Source organism: Streptococcus nidrosiense, from assembly GCF_042140045.1.
Classification (GTDB): Bacteria; Bacillota; Bacilli; order Lactobacillales; family Streptococcaceae; genus Streptococcus; species Streptococcus nidrosiense.
Genome location: NZ_CP152419.1, coordinates 1,041,227 through 1,056,810 on the forward strand (window position 1 = coordinate 1,041,227; position 15,584 = coordinate 1,056,810).

Genomic DNA, 15,584 nt, shown 5'->3' on the forward strand with positions numbered 1-15,584 from the left:
GCACTACTAGAGTTTTTCTGGTAGTGTTTTTTTATTAAGTTTAGCAAACTCTTACAGAAGAGGCTTTTCTAGTTTTCATATCCTCAAAAAAGTGTTAAAATGGTAGGAAGAATTGGAGAGTATGCATGCCAAAAGAAGTAATTTATTCAGGCGATGAAGTTGTCGCTTTAACGCAAAAATATTTATCGAAAGAAGATGTGGCTTTTGTCCATAAGGCCTTGGTTTATGCTGTTGAATGCCATAGTGGCCAGTATCGTAAATCAGGTGAGCCCTACATTATTCATCCCATTCAGGTAGCTGGAATTTTGGCTAAACTTAAGCTAGATGCTGTTACAGTTGCCTGCGGTTTTTTGCATGACGTGGTAGAAGACACAGAAGCTACCTTGGATGACTTAGAGCGTGAGTTTGGCCATGATGTTCGAGTGATTGTGGACGGTGTTACCAAACTTGGTAAGGTTGAGTACAAGTCTATCGAAGAGCAGCTGGCTGAAAACCACCGCAAGATGCTTATGGCCATGTCAGAGGATATCCGTGTTATCTTGGTCAAACTCTCTGACCGACTGCACAATATGCGCACCCTCAAACATCTTCGTAAGGACAAGCAGGAGCGTATTTCTAGAGAAACCATGGAAATCTATGCACCGCTTGCTCACCGTTTGGGGATTTCAAGCGTTAAGTGGGAACTAGAAGACCTCTCTTTCCGCTATCTGAATCCAACTGAATTTTACAAGATTAGTCATATGATGAAGGAAAAACGTCAAGAACGCGAAGCCTTGGTCGATGAAGTTGTGACGAAACTTGAGGAATACTCATCTGAGCGCCATCTTACAGGAAAAATCTACGGTCGTCCAAAGCATATCTACTCTATCTATCGTAAGATGCAGGATAAGAAAAAACGCTTTGAAGAGATCTATGACCTGATTGCTATTCGTTGTATCCTAGACACTCAGAGTGATGTCTATGCGATGCTAGGTTATGTTCATGAGCTATGGAAACCAATGCCAGGACGTTTTAAAGACTATATTGCCAATCGTAAGGCCAATGGTTACCAGTCTATCCATACGACCGTTTATGGTCCAAAAGGGCCGATTGAGTTCCAGATTCGTACTAAGGAGATGCACGAGGTTGCTGAGTACGGGGTTGCGGCTCACTGGGCCTACAAAAAAGGAATCAAGGGGCAAGTTAATAGCAAGGAATCTGCTATTGGAATGAACTGGATCAAGGAGATGATGGAGCTCCAAGATCAAGCGGATGATGCCAAAGAATTTGTGGATACTGTCAAAGAAAACTATCTGGCTGAGGAGATTTATGTCTTTACTCCAGATGGAGCGGTTCGTTCACTTCCAAAGGATTCTGGACCGATTGACTTTGCCTATGAAATTCATACAAAGATTGGTGAAAAAGCAACAGGTGCCAAGGTTAATGGCCGTATGGTTCCCTTGACTACCAAGCTAAAAACGGGTGACCAGGTTGAAATCATCACCAATCCAAATTCCTTTGGGCCAAGCCGTGACTGGCTTACCATGGTCAAGACCAGCAAAGCTCGGAACAAGATTCGTCAGTTCTTTAAGAACCAAGACAAAGAATTGTCCATCAACAAGGGCCGTGAAATGCTGATGAGTCAATTCCAGGAGAATGGCTATGTGGCTAATAAATTCATGGACAAGCGTCATATGGATGAAGTCCTCCAAAAAACTAGCTACAAGACTGAGGAAGCTCTCTTTGCGGCTATTGGTTTTGGGGAAATTGGAGCCATCACAGTCTTTAACCGTTTAACTGAAAAAGAGCGCCGTGAGGAAGAACGCGCCAAGGCCAGGGCAGAAGCTGAAGAGTTGGTCAAGGGTGGCGAAGTCAAGGTTGAAAACAAAGAAACTCTCAAGGTGAAGCATGAGGGTGGTGTTGTCATCGAGGGAGCCTCTGGTCTCTTGGTGCGGATTGCCAAATGTTGTAACCCTGTTCCAGGTGATGATATCGTCGGCTACATTACTAAAGGTCGTGGTGTTGCTATCCACCGTGTTGACTGTATGAATCTTCGTTCCCAGGAAAACTACGAGCAACGTCTATTAGATGTTGAGTGGGAAGATCAATTCTCAAGCAAGGAATATATCGCTCATATCGATATTTACGGTCTCAATCGTACTGGACTTTTGAACGATGTTTTACAGGTCTTGTCAAATACAACTAAAAACATCTCAACGGTCAATGCCCAGCCTACCAAAGATATGAAATTTGCGAATATTCACGTTTCATTTGGGATTTCTAACCTTTCAACTCTGACAACGGTAGTTGATAAGATTAAGAGTGTACCAGAAGTCTACTCTGTTAAACGGACCAATGGTTAAGTTGGGGCGATAGATCTAGAAAGGCTATTATGAAAATCATTATTCAGAGGGTCAAAAAAGCCCAAGTTAGCATTGAAGGTCAGGTATATGGACAAATCCAGCAGGGATTATTACTCCTAGTTGGTGTTGGCCCTGAGGATCAAAAAGAAGATTTGGATTATGCAGTGAGAAAACTTGTCAACATGCGTATCTTTTCAGATACCGAAGGTAAGATGAATTTATCAGTCAAGGATATCCAAGGAGAAATCCTTTCCATCTCTCAATTCACTCTTTTTGCCGATACCAAAAAAGGGAATCGCCCAGCTTTTACAGGTGCTGCTAAGCCTGATGTTGCAGAGGCTTTCTATCAAGATTTTAACCGAGAACTAGCCAAGGAAGTTCCTGTGAAAACAGGTATTTTCGGAGCAGATATGCAGGTGGAACTGGTCAATGATGGACCGGTAACAATCATTCTTGACACCAAAAATAGATAAGAAAAACCAAGCTAGCGGGCTTGGTTTTTTGCTGATAAAGACTTTAGTTCATTTTTTCAACATAGAGTTGTTTAGCGATTTCGAGGCTGACTTGAAGTTCTTCATTGTTGTGAATCAGGGTAAAGGTATTAGAGAAGCCATCGAACTGCTTGACTTGGAGTTGGTCTCCAATATGGATGACATGTTTATCCAAATATTGGAGGATTTCAAAGCTGTCATGAACTCTTGTCAGAAGGTAGTTTCCTACTTCTTTGATATCAGAAAGTGGCAGGTTATTAACCTCAACTAGAAGCTCACCCTTAGCAGGAATGGTTCCTCCATGGGGACAGGTCTTTGGAAAGCCTAACATACTCTCCAGTCTCTCCACAAAAAGATCTGAAACTGTATGCTCTAATACCTCAGCCTCATCGTGAATCTGGTTGCTGGTATAGTCTAGATGGTGAACTAGAAAGACCTCTATCAGTCGATGCTTACGATAAAGCTCAGAGACCAGCTTTAAGCCAATATCCGTTAGTAAGTAGCCCTTTTTCTGATCTTTTAGGATAAGATTTTCGGATTGCATGCGCTTGATCATTTCGGTTACTGCTGGAGGTGATACCTGCATTCGAGCAGCGATTTCCTTGTTGGTAATCTTAGGAACTTCCATGCCAATCTCATAAATACATTTTAAGTAATCTTCTTTATTTGGTGTCATTCGTATTTCCTTGTTTATTATCTCCATCTAGTATACCAAAAAAAGCTAGATTTCTCTAGCTTTCTGTCTTGTTACAAGTGGGCTTTCTTTTAGTCAAGCGACTTTGCTGCTTCAATGGCTGCTTCAAAGTTTGGCTCGCTGTTGATATTATCCACGTATTCGACGTAGCGGATGGTATTATCAGCATCGAGAACAAAAACTGCGCGTGCAAGCAGATGCCATTCATTGATTAAGAGGGCATAATCGCGTCCAAAGGAATGGTCATAGTAGTCTGAGAGCATGATGGCATTCTCAATTCCTTCAGCACCACACCAGCGTTTTTGAGCGAAGGGGAGGTCCATAGACACCGTTAAGACAACAGTGTTGTCTAAGCTAGCCAATTCTTGGTTAAAGCGACGAGTCTGAAGTGAGCAGATACCAGTGTCGATAGAAGGAATGACACTCAAAATCTTTTTCTTGCCTTCAAAATCAGCTAGTGTTTTTTTAGAGAGGTCAGTCGTTGTGAGAGAGAAATCAAGTGCCTTGTCTCCTACTTGTAGTTGTTTTCCCGTAAAAGTAACAGGGTTTCCAAGGAATGTAGTCATAAGCTACTCCAATCTTTTTTCTTTCATTTTACATTAAATGTTCAGACTCTTCCAATAATTTGACCGAAATTTAAATAGACAAAAACGCCAATTCATGGTGACTGACGTTTTTTAAAATGATTATTTAGACAAACCTTCAGCAATCTTGTCAAGGTTGTATTTCATCATGTTGTAATAGCTATCGCCTTCTTTACCTTCTTCAGCGATAGAGTCAGTAAAGATTTGTGCGTAGATTGGGATGTTTGTGTCTTGAGAAACAGTTTTCATTGGACGGTCATCCACGCTTGATTCTACAAAGAGTGAAGGAGTTTTTGTTTGGCGAAGTTTTTCAACCAAAGTCTTGATTTGGTCAGGAGTTCCTTCTTCTTCAGTATTGATTTCCCAGATATAGGCACTTGGGACACCATAGGCTTTAGAGAAGTATTTGAAGCATCCTTCGCTGGTTACGATGAGTTTTTTCTCAGCAGGAATGTTGTTAAATTTCTCTTTAGCTTCCTTGTCAAGTTTGTCTAGCTTATCAGTATATTCTTTGAGATTTTTTTCGTAGAATTCCTTGTTGCTAGGGTCTTTAGCGCTCAATTGTTTTGCGATGTTTTTAGCAAAGATCATACCGTTTTCAAGGTTAAGCCAAGCGTGTGGGTCTTCTTTGCCTTTTTCGTTTTGACCTTCAAGGTAGATAACATCAACGCCTTCGCTGACTGCAAAGTAGTCTTTGTTTTCAGTTTTCTTAGCATTTTCTACCAATTTTGTAAACCAAGCATTGCCACCTGTTTCAAGGTTGATCCCGTTATAGAAAATCAAATCAGCTTGAGAAGTTTTCTTGACGTCTTCAGGTAGTGGTTCGTATTCGTGTGGGTCTTGACCAACAGGAACGATACTGTGAAGATCAATCTTATCACCAGCAATATTTTTAGTAATATCAGCGATGATTGAGTTTGTAGCAACAACTTTTAGTTTTTGACCAGAAGCTGCATCTTTCTTTCCAGTAGAACATGCTACAAGAGCAATGACGGAAAGAAAGAGAATCAGCAATGTACCTAATTTTTTCATTAGATCCTCCAATTTATTGGGGTTTTGCCCCTTATTTTAACAAATGTTTATTTTTCAGTTTCAAATATCGTTGTTTTGGAGCGATAAAGAAGCTAATAAGAAAGAAACTAGCGGCTGTAAGCACGATACTAGAACCTGCCGCAACGTTAAAGCTATAGCCGATAAAGAGCCCCAAAACTGAAGCTGTAGCTCCAAAGGTTGAGGAAAGGAAAATCATACTTTTCAGGCTATTAGCATAGAGATAAGCAGTTGCTGCTGGGGTAATCAGCATGGCTACAATCAGGATAGTTCCGACACTTTGCATAGCTGTCACAGACACGAGAGTTAGGAGTACCATGAGTAAGTAGTGATAGAAATTGACAGGCATTCCCATGGCCTTAGCCAAGAGTTCATCAAAGGAAGTGATCAAGAGTTGCTTGAAGAAAATCCAGATTAACAAGAGAATGGCTGCCCCTACACCCATAGTAATAAACATATCCGTATCTTGGACGGCTAGGATATTACCAAAAAGGATATGGAAAAGGTCAGTTGAACTTTTAGCGACACTAATCAAGATGATACCGAGGGCTAAGAAAGAAGAAAAGGTAATGCCGATGGCGGTATCGCTTTTGATAATCGAGTTCCCCTTGATGTAGGTAATGATGATGGCAGCTAGCAATCCAAAGACAATGGCTCCGATAAAGAAGTCAAGGCCCAAGATGAAGGAGAGGGCTACACCTGGCAAGACAGCATGTGAAATGGCATCTCCCATGAGTGACATCCCGCGTAGAATGATGAAACATCCCACAGCTCCAGCTACGACCCCGACGACAATAGCTGTTATCAAGGCATTTTGTAGGAAATGGAATTTTTGCAATCCATCGATAAATTCTGCAATCATAGGTCACCTCCATTGAAAAAGAGTCGATTACCGTAAGCTTCTTTTAGATTGGCTTCGGTAAAAGTTTCTTTGGTCGGACCAAAGGCAATCACTTCTCGATTGACAAGCAAGACTTGATCGAAGTAGTGGGGAACCTTGCTGAGGTCGTGGTGGACGATGAGAACCGTCTTCCCAGCTTTTTTCAGATCTCTCAGCGTATTCATGATGATTTCCTCACTGACTGAGTCAATCCCAACAAAGGGTTCATCCAAGAGGATATAGTCGGCTTCCTGCACCAAACATCTGGCAATCAAGACCCGCTGGAATTGACCTCCAGACAGTTGACTGATTTGCCGTTCAGCGTAGTCAGCTAGGTCGACGATTTCAAGGGCCTCTTGCACTTTCTTCCAATGTTTAGCATTTAAACTTCGAAAGAGAGGAATAGAGGGAAATAGTCCTAACGAGACGCATTCCTTGACCTTGATGGGAAAGTTGTAGTCGATATTGATTTTTTGTTCGACATAGGCGATTCGATGTAAGGATTTTTTAACTTCCTTGTCATCGAGAAATGCCTGACCTTGATGTGGGATAATTCCCAGCATACCTTTTAATAAGGTTGATTTTCCAGCACCGTTTGGACCAATAATTCCGGTAATCGTTGGTCCATGGAGCACTAGTGAAATATCCTTAAGTGCCAACGTTTCTTTGTAGGAGACACTGAGGTTTTCAATACGTATCATACAGTTATATTCCTCCTATCTTTTAATATACATTAAAATAAAAATTAAGTCAAGTTAATTTTTGTAAATATTTAAAATATTAACTAGAAAACAATCAGGAGAAGACAGCATTTTTAATTGCATTCCCCAGGGATTTTTGCTAAGCTAAGAATAAGTGAAAATAGGAAAGCGAGAACAAGATGACACGTTATCAAGATGATTTTTATGATGCTATAAATGGTGAATGGGAAAAGACTGCCGTCATTCCAGCTGATAAATCGAGAACAGGTGGTTTTATCGACCTTGACGAAGAAATCGAAGAGTTGATGCTAACGACGACAGACAAGTGGTTGGCAGGAGAAGATCTTCCAGAAGATCCTATCCTAGCAAATTTTGTCAAGTACCATGCTATGGTCAGAGATTTTGACAAACGAGAAGCAGATGGAATCAAACCAGTCCTTCCTTTGCTTAAGGAATACCAAGATTTGGAAAGTTTTGCGGATTTCGCAAGTAAACTAGCTACATTCGAATTAGCTGGTAAACCAAACTTCCTTCCATTTGGTGTATCACCAGACTTTATGGATGCTAGAACCAATGTTCTTTGGGCTAGTGCTCCAGGAACAATTTTACCTGATACGACCTACTATGCGGAAGACCATCCACAGCGTGAGGAATTATTGAACCTTTGGAAAGAAAGTACTGCTAATCTCCTCAAAGCCTATAACTTCTCAGATGAAGAAATCGCAGAATTGCTAGAGAAACGATTGGAATTGGACCGCCATATCGCAGCTGTGGTCCTCTCTAACGAAGAGAGTTCAGAATACGCCAAACTTTATCATCCATATTCTTATGAAGATTTCAAAAAGTTTGCTCCTGCACTTCCTTTAGATGATTTTTTCCAAGCGGTGATTGGACAAACACCAGACAAGATTATCGTAGATGAAGAACGTTTCTGGCAAGCAGCAGAGCAATTCTATAGTGAAGAAGCTTGGCCTTTGCTCAAGGCAGGCTTGATCTTAGGTGTAGTCAATCTTTCAACGAGCTATTTGACAGATGAGATTCGTATCTTGTCAGGTGCCTACGGACGAGCTCTTTCAGGAGTTCCAGAGGCTCAAGACAAACGCAAGGCAGCTTACCACTTAGCTCAAGGACCATTCAAACAAGCCCTTGGTCTTTGGTATGCCCACGAAAAATTCTCTCCAGAAGCCAAGGCAGACGTAGAGAAAAAAGTAGCTACCATGATTGACGTTTATAAGGAACGTTTGGCTAAAAATGACTGGCTGACTCCTGAAACTCGAGAAAAAGCTATCGTCAAACTCAATGTCATCAAGCCTTATATTGGTTATCCAGAAGAACTGCCAGCTCGCTATAAGGACAAGGTAGTGGATGAATCTGCTAGTCTCTTTGAGAATGCTCTAGCCTTTGCGCGTGTTGAAATCAAGCACAGCTGGAGCAAGTGGAACCAGCCAGTTGACTATAAGGAGTGGGGAATGCCTGCTCATATGGTGAATGCCTACTACAATCCACAAAAGAACTTGATTGTCTTCCCAGCTGCTATTTTACAGGCTCCATTCTATGATTTGCACCAGTCATCTTCTGCCAACTATGGTGGGATCGGAGCGGTTATCGCCCATGAAATTTCTCATGCTTTTGATACAAATGGGGCTTCCTTTGATGAAAATGGTAGCCTCAAGGACTGGTGGACTGAGAGCGATTATGCAGCCTTTAAAGAAAAAACACAGAAGGTTATCGACCAGTTTGATGGTCAAGAATCTTACGGTGCAAAAATCAATGGGAAATTAACTGTATCCGAAAACGTTGCCGACCTTGGAGGAATCGCTGCAGCGCTAGAAGCTGCCAAGAGAGAGCCTGACTTCTCAGCAGAAGAGTTCTTCCATAACTTTGCTCGTATCTGGCGTATGAAAGGCCGTCCAGAGTTGATGAAACTCATGGCTAGCGTCGACGTACATGCTCCAGCTAAACTCCGTGTTAACGTACAAGTGCCAAACTTTGATGACTTCTTTACGACCTATGATGTCAAAGAAGGCGACGGCATGTGGCGCTCACCAGAAGATCGTGTGATTATTTGGTAATCAAAAAACCAAGGATGATTGTCCTTGGTTTTTCTCTTGCTAGAAAAATGGATTAAAGGTTTTTTCGTGAGCGATGGTCGTAGCCGGACCATGTCCTGGATAGACATCGTAGTTTGGAAGGGTGAAGAGCTGGGTTTGGACACTATGAAGGAGTTGTTCCATACTACCAGTTGGCAAATCTGTCCGACCAATGGTTTCTCGGAAAAGGGCATCTCCCGTTAAGACCAAGTGTCCATCTGGGAAAACCAATGAAACTCCACCGATAGAGTGGCCTGGCGTTGGTAATACAGTGAAGCGGAACTCCTCAATCTGGTATTCTTCATGAAAGACAAATGTGTGTTCAGCTGGTTTGCAGATGACATCTGCCATATCGTCATGTCGAGGGAGACCTGAAAGGTTGTCGACAGGAGTATAGAGCCAAGAAGCTTCACTTTCTGCCACATAGACTGGAGGATTTCCATAAGTATCTCTGACCAAGTCAAGACTCATAATATGGTCGTAGTGAGTGTGGGTCAGAAGAATGGCACAGATCGGTTTATTGATGGTTTCGATAGTCTTGCGAATGGCCTCCCAATGGCTACCAGGATCGACTACAATCAGGTGTTTATCTCCTTCTAGATAATAGGTATTTTCATAGGCAACAGGATTTACAGTTTTATGGATTTTCATAGGATTTCCTCTTTCAAAGAATATACTCCTATTAGTATAACATAGAAGCATAAAATAAGGAATCAAGAAGAAAGTCCCTTCAGAGAAGAGACCTTGTTATTGATTAAAAATGATTCTTCCAGGCATGGAATCGAGCATCCAGTAGGAGTTGTGTCAGATTTTTTAAGATTTCGACTTGCTCAGGCTCTAGTGTCTGGGCTTGAGAAACAAGTTGTTGAATGTGTTCAATAGCATTTCTAGAAGATAAATCGTTGATGGAAGTGATTCCAGATTCTAGAATGGTTCCAAAGAAGAGATCAAAGTAGAGTTCGAGTTCTTCATCGGGAACACTGTCCACCCATTCTTTAAGAGCGTCTTTGATTTGGAGACTTTCGCTACTAATTTCCTCTAGTTGGACAAAGTGGTGTCCTTCAGTTAGCCAGCTGAAAGTATTGTGTTGGGCGATACCGCCGAGAGCCGTAGATTTGACGACGGTAGGAGTATCAGGAACTTCTAGCATCATGCCAATGACAGATCCCTGTGGGACATAGCGGCGAATTTTTGGAGTAACATCTTGATAACCAGTGGTTTCAGTCAGATGAGCCTGCAAACCAGGGGCATCATAGGTATAAATTGCAGATATCTTGTCTTGCAATTCAGGTTGGATTTGACTTGCAGCAAAGACGGCTAGATTCCCACCTTTAGAATGTCCAGCAAGCATGACTTTTTGTTTTGGATGTTGGGTAAAGAAATCTTCTAGATATTCAAGAGCATGTTTTTGGGCAGGGATTTCCTTCATATAGGTCATATGGAAATCTTCCTTCCAGCCAATAATACTGTCGTCTGTGCCACGAAAGACAATCAGATAAGTATCTAGGTTCAGACGATAGGTCATAGCAGCGAACTGTTTCTGTTGCTCAGTGTCAATCTCGTTAACAAAGTTTGATAGCTTGCAATTTCTAAAACGTTTGTGTTGGGATAACTGATCCAGGAGCTGAAGCCGTTCTTTATTGGTCAACATGGTACTTTCTCGAGGGACGCGTGTTGCAACATCGCTTAAACGATTGACAGGCTGGTCCAATAGATTATCAAAAGAAAGATAGGTCAGCTCTGTCAAAGCAAGTATATCTAGTTCATTTAAGGGAATATCATAAAAAGAATCGTATTGAACGTCAGTTAGGTAGTCAAAAATATTGGCCATGAGAATTCCTTTCTTAACTTTTATCATATCAGATTTACATCAATTTCGCTAGTAGTGAGAAGAATTTTGCTATAATATAGAAAAAGGAGGAGCAGATGCACAAGATTTTACTAGTAGAAGATGATCCAGTTATTCGTCAGCAAGTTGGGAAAATGCTCTCTGAGTGGGGATTTGAGGTAGTCATGGTAGAAGACTTCATGGAGGTTCTCACACTATTTGTTCAGTCTGAACCTCATCTGGTTCTCATGGATATCGGCTTGCCTCTCTTTAATGGTTATCACTGGTGCCAGGAGATTCGCAAGATTTCCAAAGTTCCTATTATGTTTCTGTCATCAAGAGACCAGGCTATGGACATCGTGATGGCTATTAATATGGGGGCAGATGATTTTGTGACCAAGCCTTTTGACCAGCAGGTCCTTTTAGCTAAGGTACAGGGATTATTGCGCCGCTCTTATGAGTTTGGTCGGGATGAGAGTCTCCTAGAGTATGCTGGAGTTATCCTCAATACCAAGTCTATGGATGTGCATGTCAATGGCAAAGCTATCAGTTTAACAAAGAATGAATTTCAGATTTTGCGGGTTTTATTTGAACATGCGGGAAATATCGTAGCGCGTGATGATTTGATGCGTGAACTCTGGAACAGTGACTTTTTTATTGACGACAATACCTTGTCTGTTAATGTCGCTCGTTTGCGTAAGAAATTGGAGGAAGAAGGTTTGATTGGTTTTATCGAAACCAAGAAAGGGATAGGGTACGGATTGAAACATGCTTGAACTTAAAAGTTTTTTTCTAGCTTATATCCGTTCGCGTAGCCGTTTTTTTGCTTTTATTCTGTTATTGACGGGTCTCATCTTTCTTTTTGATGTCCTATTTGTTAGTCAAGTGCCCTACTTTAACTATTTCTTCTTTCTATCTACATTTTTGACATTTTTGTTTTTGGTATATGATTTCTTGATAGAATTGCAACGTTATCGTAAGGAATTGCTCTATGGCGAAAGAAAAGCTAAGTCACCAATGGAAGTTCTTCTGACTGAAAAATTAGAGAAAAGCGAATCTGAACTCTATCAAAAGAAATCAGATGCTGAAAACCGCTATAATGATTTGGTGGACTACTATACACTCTGGGTTCATCAGATAAAAACACCAATTGCAGCCAGTAAACTCCTTGTAAGCGAGGTGGCGGATCGCCAACTGAAGCAACAGTTGGAGCAGGAAATTTTTAAGATTGATTCCTATACCAATCTCGTTCTCCAATATCTACGCTTAGAAAGTTTCCATGATGATTTGGTGTTGAAGAAAGAAAATATAGAAGATCTGGTCAAGGAAGTCATTCGCAAATATGCCATTTTCTTTATCCAGAAAGATCTAAGTATTAATCTGCATGACTTGGACAGAAAGATTGTGACGGATAAGAAATGGCTGTTGGTAGTCATTGAACAAATCCTGTCAAATAGCCTCAAGTACACAAATGAAGGTGGGCTTGAAATCTACATGGAAGGTTCAGACCTTTGCATCAAGGATACTGGGATTGGTATCAAAAACAGTGATCGCTTGCGAGTCTTTGAACGTGGATTTTCAGGATATAATGGTCGAATGACCCAGCAGTCATCTGGACTTGGGCTCTATCTAACCCAGAAAATCAGCCAAGAATTAGGACATCAGATTCAAATAGAATCCGAACTTGGGCAAGGAACAACTGTGAGGATTAAGTTCTCTGAAGTGAATTTACTGATTGAATGAAAAGAATTGTGAAGAGCTTGGAAGAAACCTTTCAAGCTCTTCTTTAGACCTTGATATGGTGAGAAAAACGGCTTCAATTAGATAAAAAATGTAATCTTACAAAAATGTAAGATTAAAGGCCTCTTTTGTAAGGTTATGTTATGGCAAGCCATCTTTTTTTGGAGTAAACTTAGAGCATAAAGAAAAAGGAGAGAAACCATGAAAACAATTTTACAAAAGAAACAAACAAGTAAGCCGAGTCCAAAGGATATCGAGCGAGTTCAGCTTGGCATCGAAATGATGCAAGCTCAGTTTCAATTAATGGGATATTAAAAAGGAGAAGTTAAAATGACACTATTAGATGTAAAACACGTTCAAAAGATTTATAAAACTCGCTTTCAAGGCAACCAAGTAGAAGCCCTGAAAGATATTCACTTTACCGTTGAAAAAGGCGACTACGTTGCTATCATGGGTGAGTCTGGTTCTGGTAAATCAACCCTACTTAATATTCTTGCTATGCTTGACAAGCCAACGCGTGGGCAGGTCTTCCTAAACGGAACTGACACAGCTACCATTAAAAATTCTGAAGCATCAAGCTTCCGTCGTGAAAAATTAGGCTTTGTCTTCCAAGACTTCAATTTGTTAGATACGCTTTCTGTTAAAGACAATATCTTACTCCCTTTGGTATTGTCTAGAAAGCCTATTACAGAAATGATGAAAAAATTGGTCGTGACGGCCGAAAATCTTGGCATCAATCAATTGCAGGAGAAGTACCCTTATGAAATCTCTGGAGGGCAAAAACAACGGGTTGCAGTTGCACGGGCTATCATCACAGAACCAGAAATTCTCCTCGCTGATGAGCCAACAGGAGCCCTAGACTCTAAGTCATCTGCAGCACTGCTAGATGTCTTCGATGAGATTAACGAGCGAGGTCAAACCATTCTCATGGTAACCCACTCAACAGCTGCAGCCAGCCGTGCTAAACGTGTCATTTTCATCAAGGACGGCATTCTCTACAATCAAATCTACCGTGGTGAAAAGACTGAACGTCAGATGTTCCAAGAAATCTCTGACACCTTGACTGTTATGGCAAGTGAGGTGAACTAATATGTTTCGACTAACCAATAAGTTGGCCATCTCCAACTTAATCAAAAACCGCAAACTCTATTACCCTTTTGCACTAGCAGTTCTCCTTGCAGTTACTATCAGCTATCTATTTTATTCATTAACTTTTAATCCTAAAATGGTAGAAATGCGGGGTGGATCTTCTATTCAATTTACCCTTCAACTAGGTCTGATCGTAGTGACACTTGCATCTGCCATTATCGTACTTTATGCCAATAGTTTTGTCATGAAAAATCGTTCCAAAGAACTGGGTATATATGGCATGTTGGGCTTAGAAAAACGCCATTTGATTGGTATGACCTTTAAGGAACTCTTGATATTTGGGCTAGTAACAGTCACTGCAGGGATTGGAATTGGTGCCCTCTTTGATAATCTGATTTTCGCTTTATTGCTCAAACTTTCAAAGATGAAAGTGGAGTTAGTAGCCACCTTCCAATGGTCCGTAGTCCTTTCCATCCTTCTGGTATTTGGTCTTATCTTTTTAGTCATTGTCATCCTAAATGCTATCCGCATTATCCGTATGGATGCTCTCCAACTATCTCGTGAGAAAGCAAAAGGTGAGAAGAAGGGCCGTTTCCTAGTGTTTCAGACAATCTTGGGACTAGTCTCTTTAGGTAGTGGCTATTATCTAGCTCAAAGCGTAACAAATGCTCTATTAGCTATTTCTACCTTCTTTTTAGCTGTAATACTGGTCATTTTAGGAACCTATCTCTTGTTCAATGCTGGGATTACAGTTTTCTTGAAAATGCTCAAGAAAAACAAGAAATATTACTACAAACCTAATAATCTCATCTCTGTTTCTAACCTCATTTTCCGTATGAAGAAAAATGCGGTTGGTTTAGCGACTATTGCCATCCTTTCCACCATGGTTTTGGTCACCATGTCAGCAGCAACCAGTATCTACAATGGTTCTGAAAATATTAAAAAACTCCTGTATCCTCACGATATGTCAATTTCAGGACAAAATGTAGAAGTTGAGGATTTAGACAAGCTTTTGACTCAATACGCTAGCGAAAAGAACCTAACAATCAGCACTAAGGATGTTCTTAGCTATGCAAGTTTCGGCCTTTCGAGTCAAGATGGTACCAAATTAACCACCTTTGAAAAAGGTCAAAATAGTGTTATGCCCAAGACAGTTTTCCTAGTCTTTGATCAAAAGGATTATGAAAAAATGACTGGACAAAAGCTGAACCTTACGAATAATGAGGTGGGACTATTCGCTAAGAACGATGGCCTTAAAGGTCAAAAAGCATTCAGTCTTAACAATCAGAACTATACGATCAAGCAAGAAATTCAGCAAGATTTCCTCAGAGACCATGTTGCTAACCAGTATGTACTTTTGATCTCAGATTATAACTACCTTGTTGTCTCAAATTTGCAGGACTTTTTAGATAAATACCAGGATTCTGCTATATACACTCAGCTATATGGTGGAATGGATGTGACGGCAAGTAAAGAGGAACAACTCAAACTTGCAGATGATTTTGAAAACTACTCTGATAATTTTAGTCACAATCTCAAGAACGAGAATGGTATGGTTTACGGTGCAAACATTGCGAGTGAGTCAACTGTCGAAATGAACGCTCTCTTTGGTGGAGTCCTCTTTATCGGTATTTTTCTCTCTATCATCTTTATGGTAGGTACTGTACTCGTTATCTACTATAAACAAATTTCAGAAGGTTATGAAGACCGTGAACGCTTTGTCATTCTGCAAAAGGTTGGTTTGGATCAAAAACAAATCAAGCAAACCATTAATAAACAAGTCTTGACTGTTTTCTTCCTACCTCTGGCCTTTGCCTTTCTTCATCTGGCTTTTGCTTATCACATGTTGAGCCTGATTCTCAAGGTCGTTGGTGTTGTTGATTCAGCCATGATGTTAAGCGTAACTCTTTCCATTTGTGGTATCTTTGCCCTCATCTACGTACTTATCTTTATGATTACTTCAAGAAGTTATCGTAGAATTGTTCAAATGTAAAAACAGAAACATCAAAAAAGAGAGTGGGACAGAAATCGTTAATTCGTTAGAATTCGATTTCGTCGTCCCACCTCCGCACAGTTGAGTAGGGCTGTAAAAGCT

At 40.8% G+C, this 15,584-nt stretch carries 14 protein-coding genes; 7 read left to right on the forward strand and 7 right to left on the reverse strand.

Annotated elements, in window-relative coordinates; all coding sequences use genetic code 11:
* Positions 1-125: 125 nt before the first annotated feature.
* Positions 126-2,342, forward strand: a complete 2,217-nt coding sequence (locus AAFQ93_RS04995; RefSeq protein ID WP_375554830.1) for a RelA/SpoT family protein — start codon at positions 126-128, stop codon at positions 2,340-2,342.
* A 29-nt stretch (positions 2,343-2,371) separates the two neighbouring features.
* Positions 2,372-2,815 carry a D-aminoacyl-tRNA deacylase gene (dtd, locus tag AAFQ93_RS05000; RefSeq protein ID WP_075229827.1) on the forward strand — a complete coding sequence of 148 codons (444 nt, stop codon included), beginning with the start codon at positions 2,372-2,374 and terminating at the stop codon, positions 2,813-2,815.
* A 43-nt stretch (positions 2,816-2,858) separates the two neighbouring features.
* Here the strand turns inward: dtd and AAFQ93_RS05005 are convergent, their stop codons facing one another.
* The 5 genes from AAFQ93_RS05005 to AAFQ93_RS05025 all read right to left on the reverse strand — a co-directional run bounded on the left by AAFQ93_RS05005 (position 2,859) and on the right by AAFQ93_RS05025 (position 6,742).
* Positions 2,859-3,509: a metal-dependent transcriptional regulator gene (locus AAFQ93_RS05005; protein WP_375554831.1), complete on the reverse strand. Its 651-nt coding sequence runs from the start codon at positions 3,507-3,509 to the stop codon at positions 2,859-2,861.
* Positions 3,510-3,598: 89 nt separating this feature from the next.
* Positions 3,599-4,093: a thiol peroxidase gene (tpx, locus tag AAFQ93_RS05010; RefSeq protein WP_075231205.1), complete on the reverse strand. Its 495-nt coding sequence runs from the start codon at positions 4,091-4,093 to the stop codon at positions 3,599-3,601.
* Positions 4,094-4,213: 120 nt separating this feature from the next.
* Positions 4,214-5,143 (reverse strand): metal ABC transporter substrate-binding lipoprotein, encoded by a 930-nt coding sequence (locus AAFQ93_RS05015; RefSeq protein WP_375554832.1) that lies wholly within the window; start codon positions 5,141-5,143, stop codon positions 4,214-4,216.
* A 31-nt stretch (positions 5,144-5,174) separates the two neighbouring features.
* Entirely contained in the window at positions 5,175-6,023 is an 849-nt protein-coding gene (locus AAFQ93_RS05020) for a metal ABC transporter permease (RefSeq protein ID WP_000559786.1), read from the reverse strand.
* Complete coding sequence (locus tag AAFQ93_RS05025; protein WP_375554833.1) at positions 6,020-6,742, reverse strand: metal ABC transporter ATP-binding protein; 723 nt, start codon at positions 6,740-6,742, stop codon at positions 6,020-6,022. The genes AAFQ93_RS05020 and AAFQ93_RS05025 overlap by 4 nt, the downstream gene beginning before the upstream one ends.
* A gap of 179 nt (positions 6,743-6,921) precedes the next feature.
* Here AAFQ93_RS05025 and AAFQ93_RS05030 point away from each other — a divergent pair, with 179 nt between their 5' ends.
* A complete protein-coding gene (locus tag AAFQ93_RS05030) occupies positions 6,922-8,814 on the forward strand; it encodes a M13 family metallopeptidase (RefSeq protein WP_375554834.1) in 1,893 nt (630 codons plus the stop codon).
* A gap of 39 nt (positions 8,815-8,853) precedes the next feature.
* Here the strand turns inward: AAFQ93_RS05030 and AAFQ93_RS05035 are convergent, their stop codons facing one another.
* Positions 8,854-9,483 carry an MBL fold metallo-hydrolase gene (locus AAFQ93_RS05035; RefSeq protein WP_375554835.1) on the reverse strand — a complete coding sequence of 210 codons (630 nt, stop codon included), beginning with the start codon at positions 9,481-9,483 and terminating at the stop codon, positions 8,854-8,856.
* A gap of 103 nt (positions 9,484-9,586) precedes the next feature.
* Entirely contained in the window at positions 9,587-10,663 is a 1,077-nt protein-coding gene (locus tag AAFQ93_RS05040) for a DUF2974 domain-containing protein (RefSeq protein ID WP_375555775.1), read from the reverse strand.
* Between the two features lie 95 nt (positions 10,664-10,758).
* Here AAFQ93_RS05040 and AAFQ93_RS05045 point away from each other — a divergent pair, with 95 nt between their 5' ends.
* The 4 genes from AAFQ93_RS05045 to AAFQ93_RS05060 all read left to right on the forward strand — a co-directional run bounded on the left by AAFQ93_RS05045 (position 10,759) and on the right by AAFQ93_RS05060 (position 15,482).
* On the forward strand, positions 10,759-11,436 hold the full coding sequence (locus tag AAFQ93_RS05045) for a response regulator transcription factor (RefSeq protein WP_000548968.1): 678 nt from the start codon (positions 10,759-10,761) through the stop codon (positions 11,434-11,436).
* Positions 11,429-12,403 (forward strand): sensor histidine kinase, encoded by a 975-nt coding sequence (locus AAFQ93_RS05050; protein WP_375554836.1) that lies wholly within the window; start codon positions 11,429-11,431, stop codon positions 12,401-12,403. The genes AAFQ93_RS05045 and AAFQ93_RS05050 overlap by 8 nt, the downstream gene beginning before the upstream one ends.
* Positions 12,404-12,730: 327 nt before the next feature.
* Positions 12,731-13,489: an ABC transporter ATP-binding protein gene (locus AAFQ93_RS05055; protein WP_373094442.1), complete on the forward strand. Its 759-nt coding sequence runs from the start codon at positions 12,731-12,733 to the stop codon at positions 13,487-13,489.
* A gap of 1 nt (position 13,490) precedes the next feature.
* The gene (locus AAFQ93_RS05060) at positions 13,491-15,482 is read left to right on the forward strand and encodes an ABC transporter permease (RefSeq protein WP_375554837.1); all 1,992 of its coding nucleotides are present in this window, start codon (positions 13,491-13,493) and stop codon (positions 15,480-15,482) included.
* Positions 15,483-15,584: the final 102 nt, after the last annotated feature.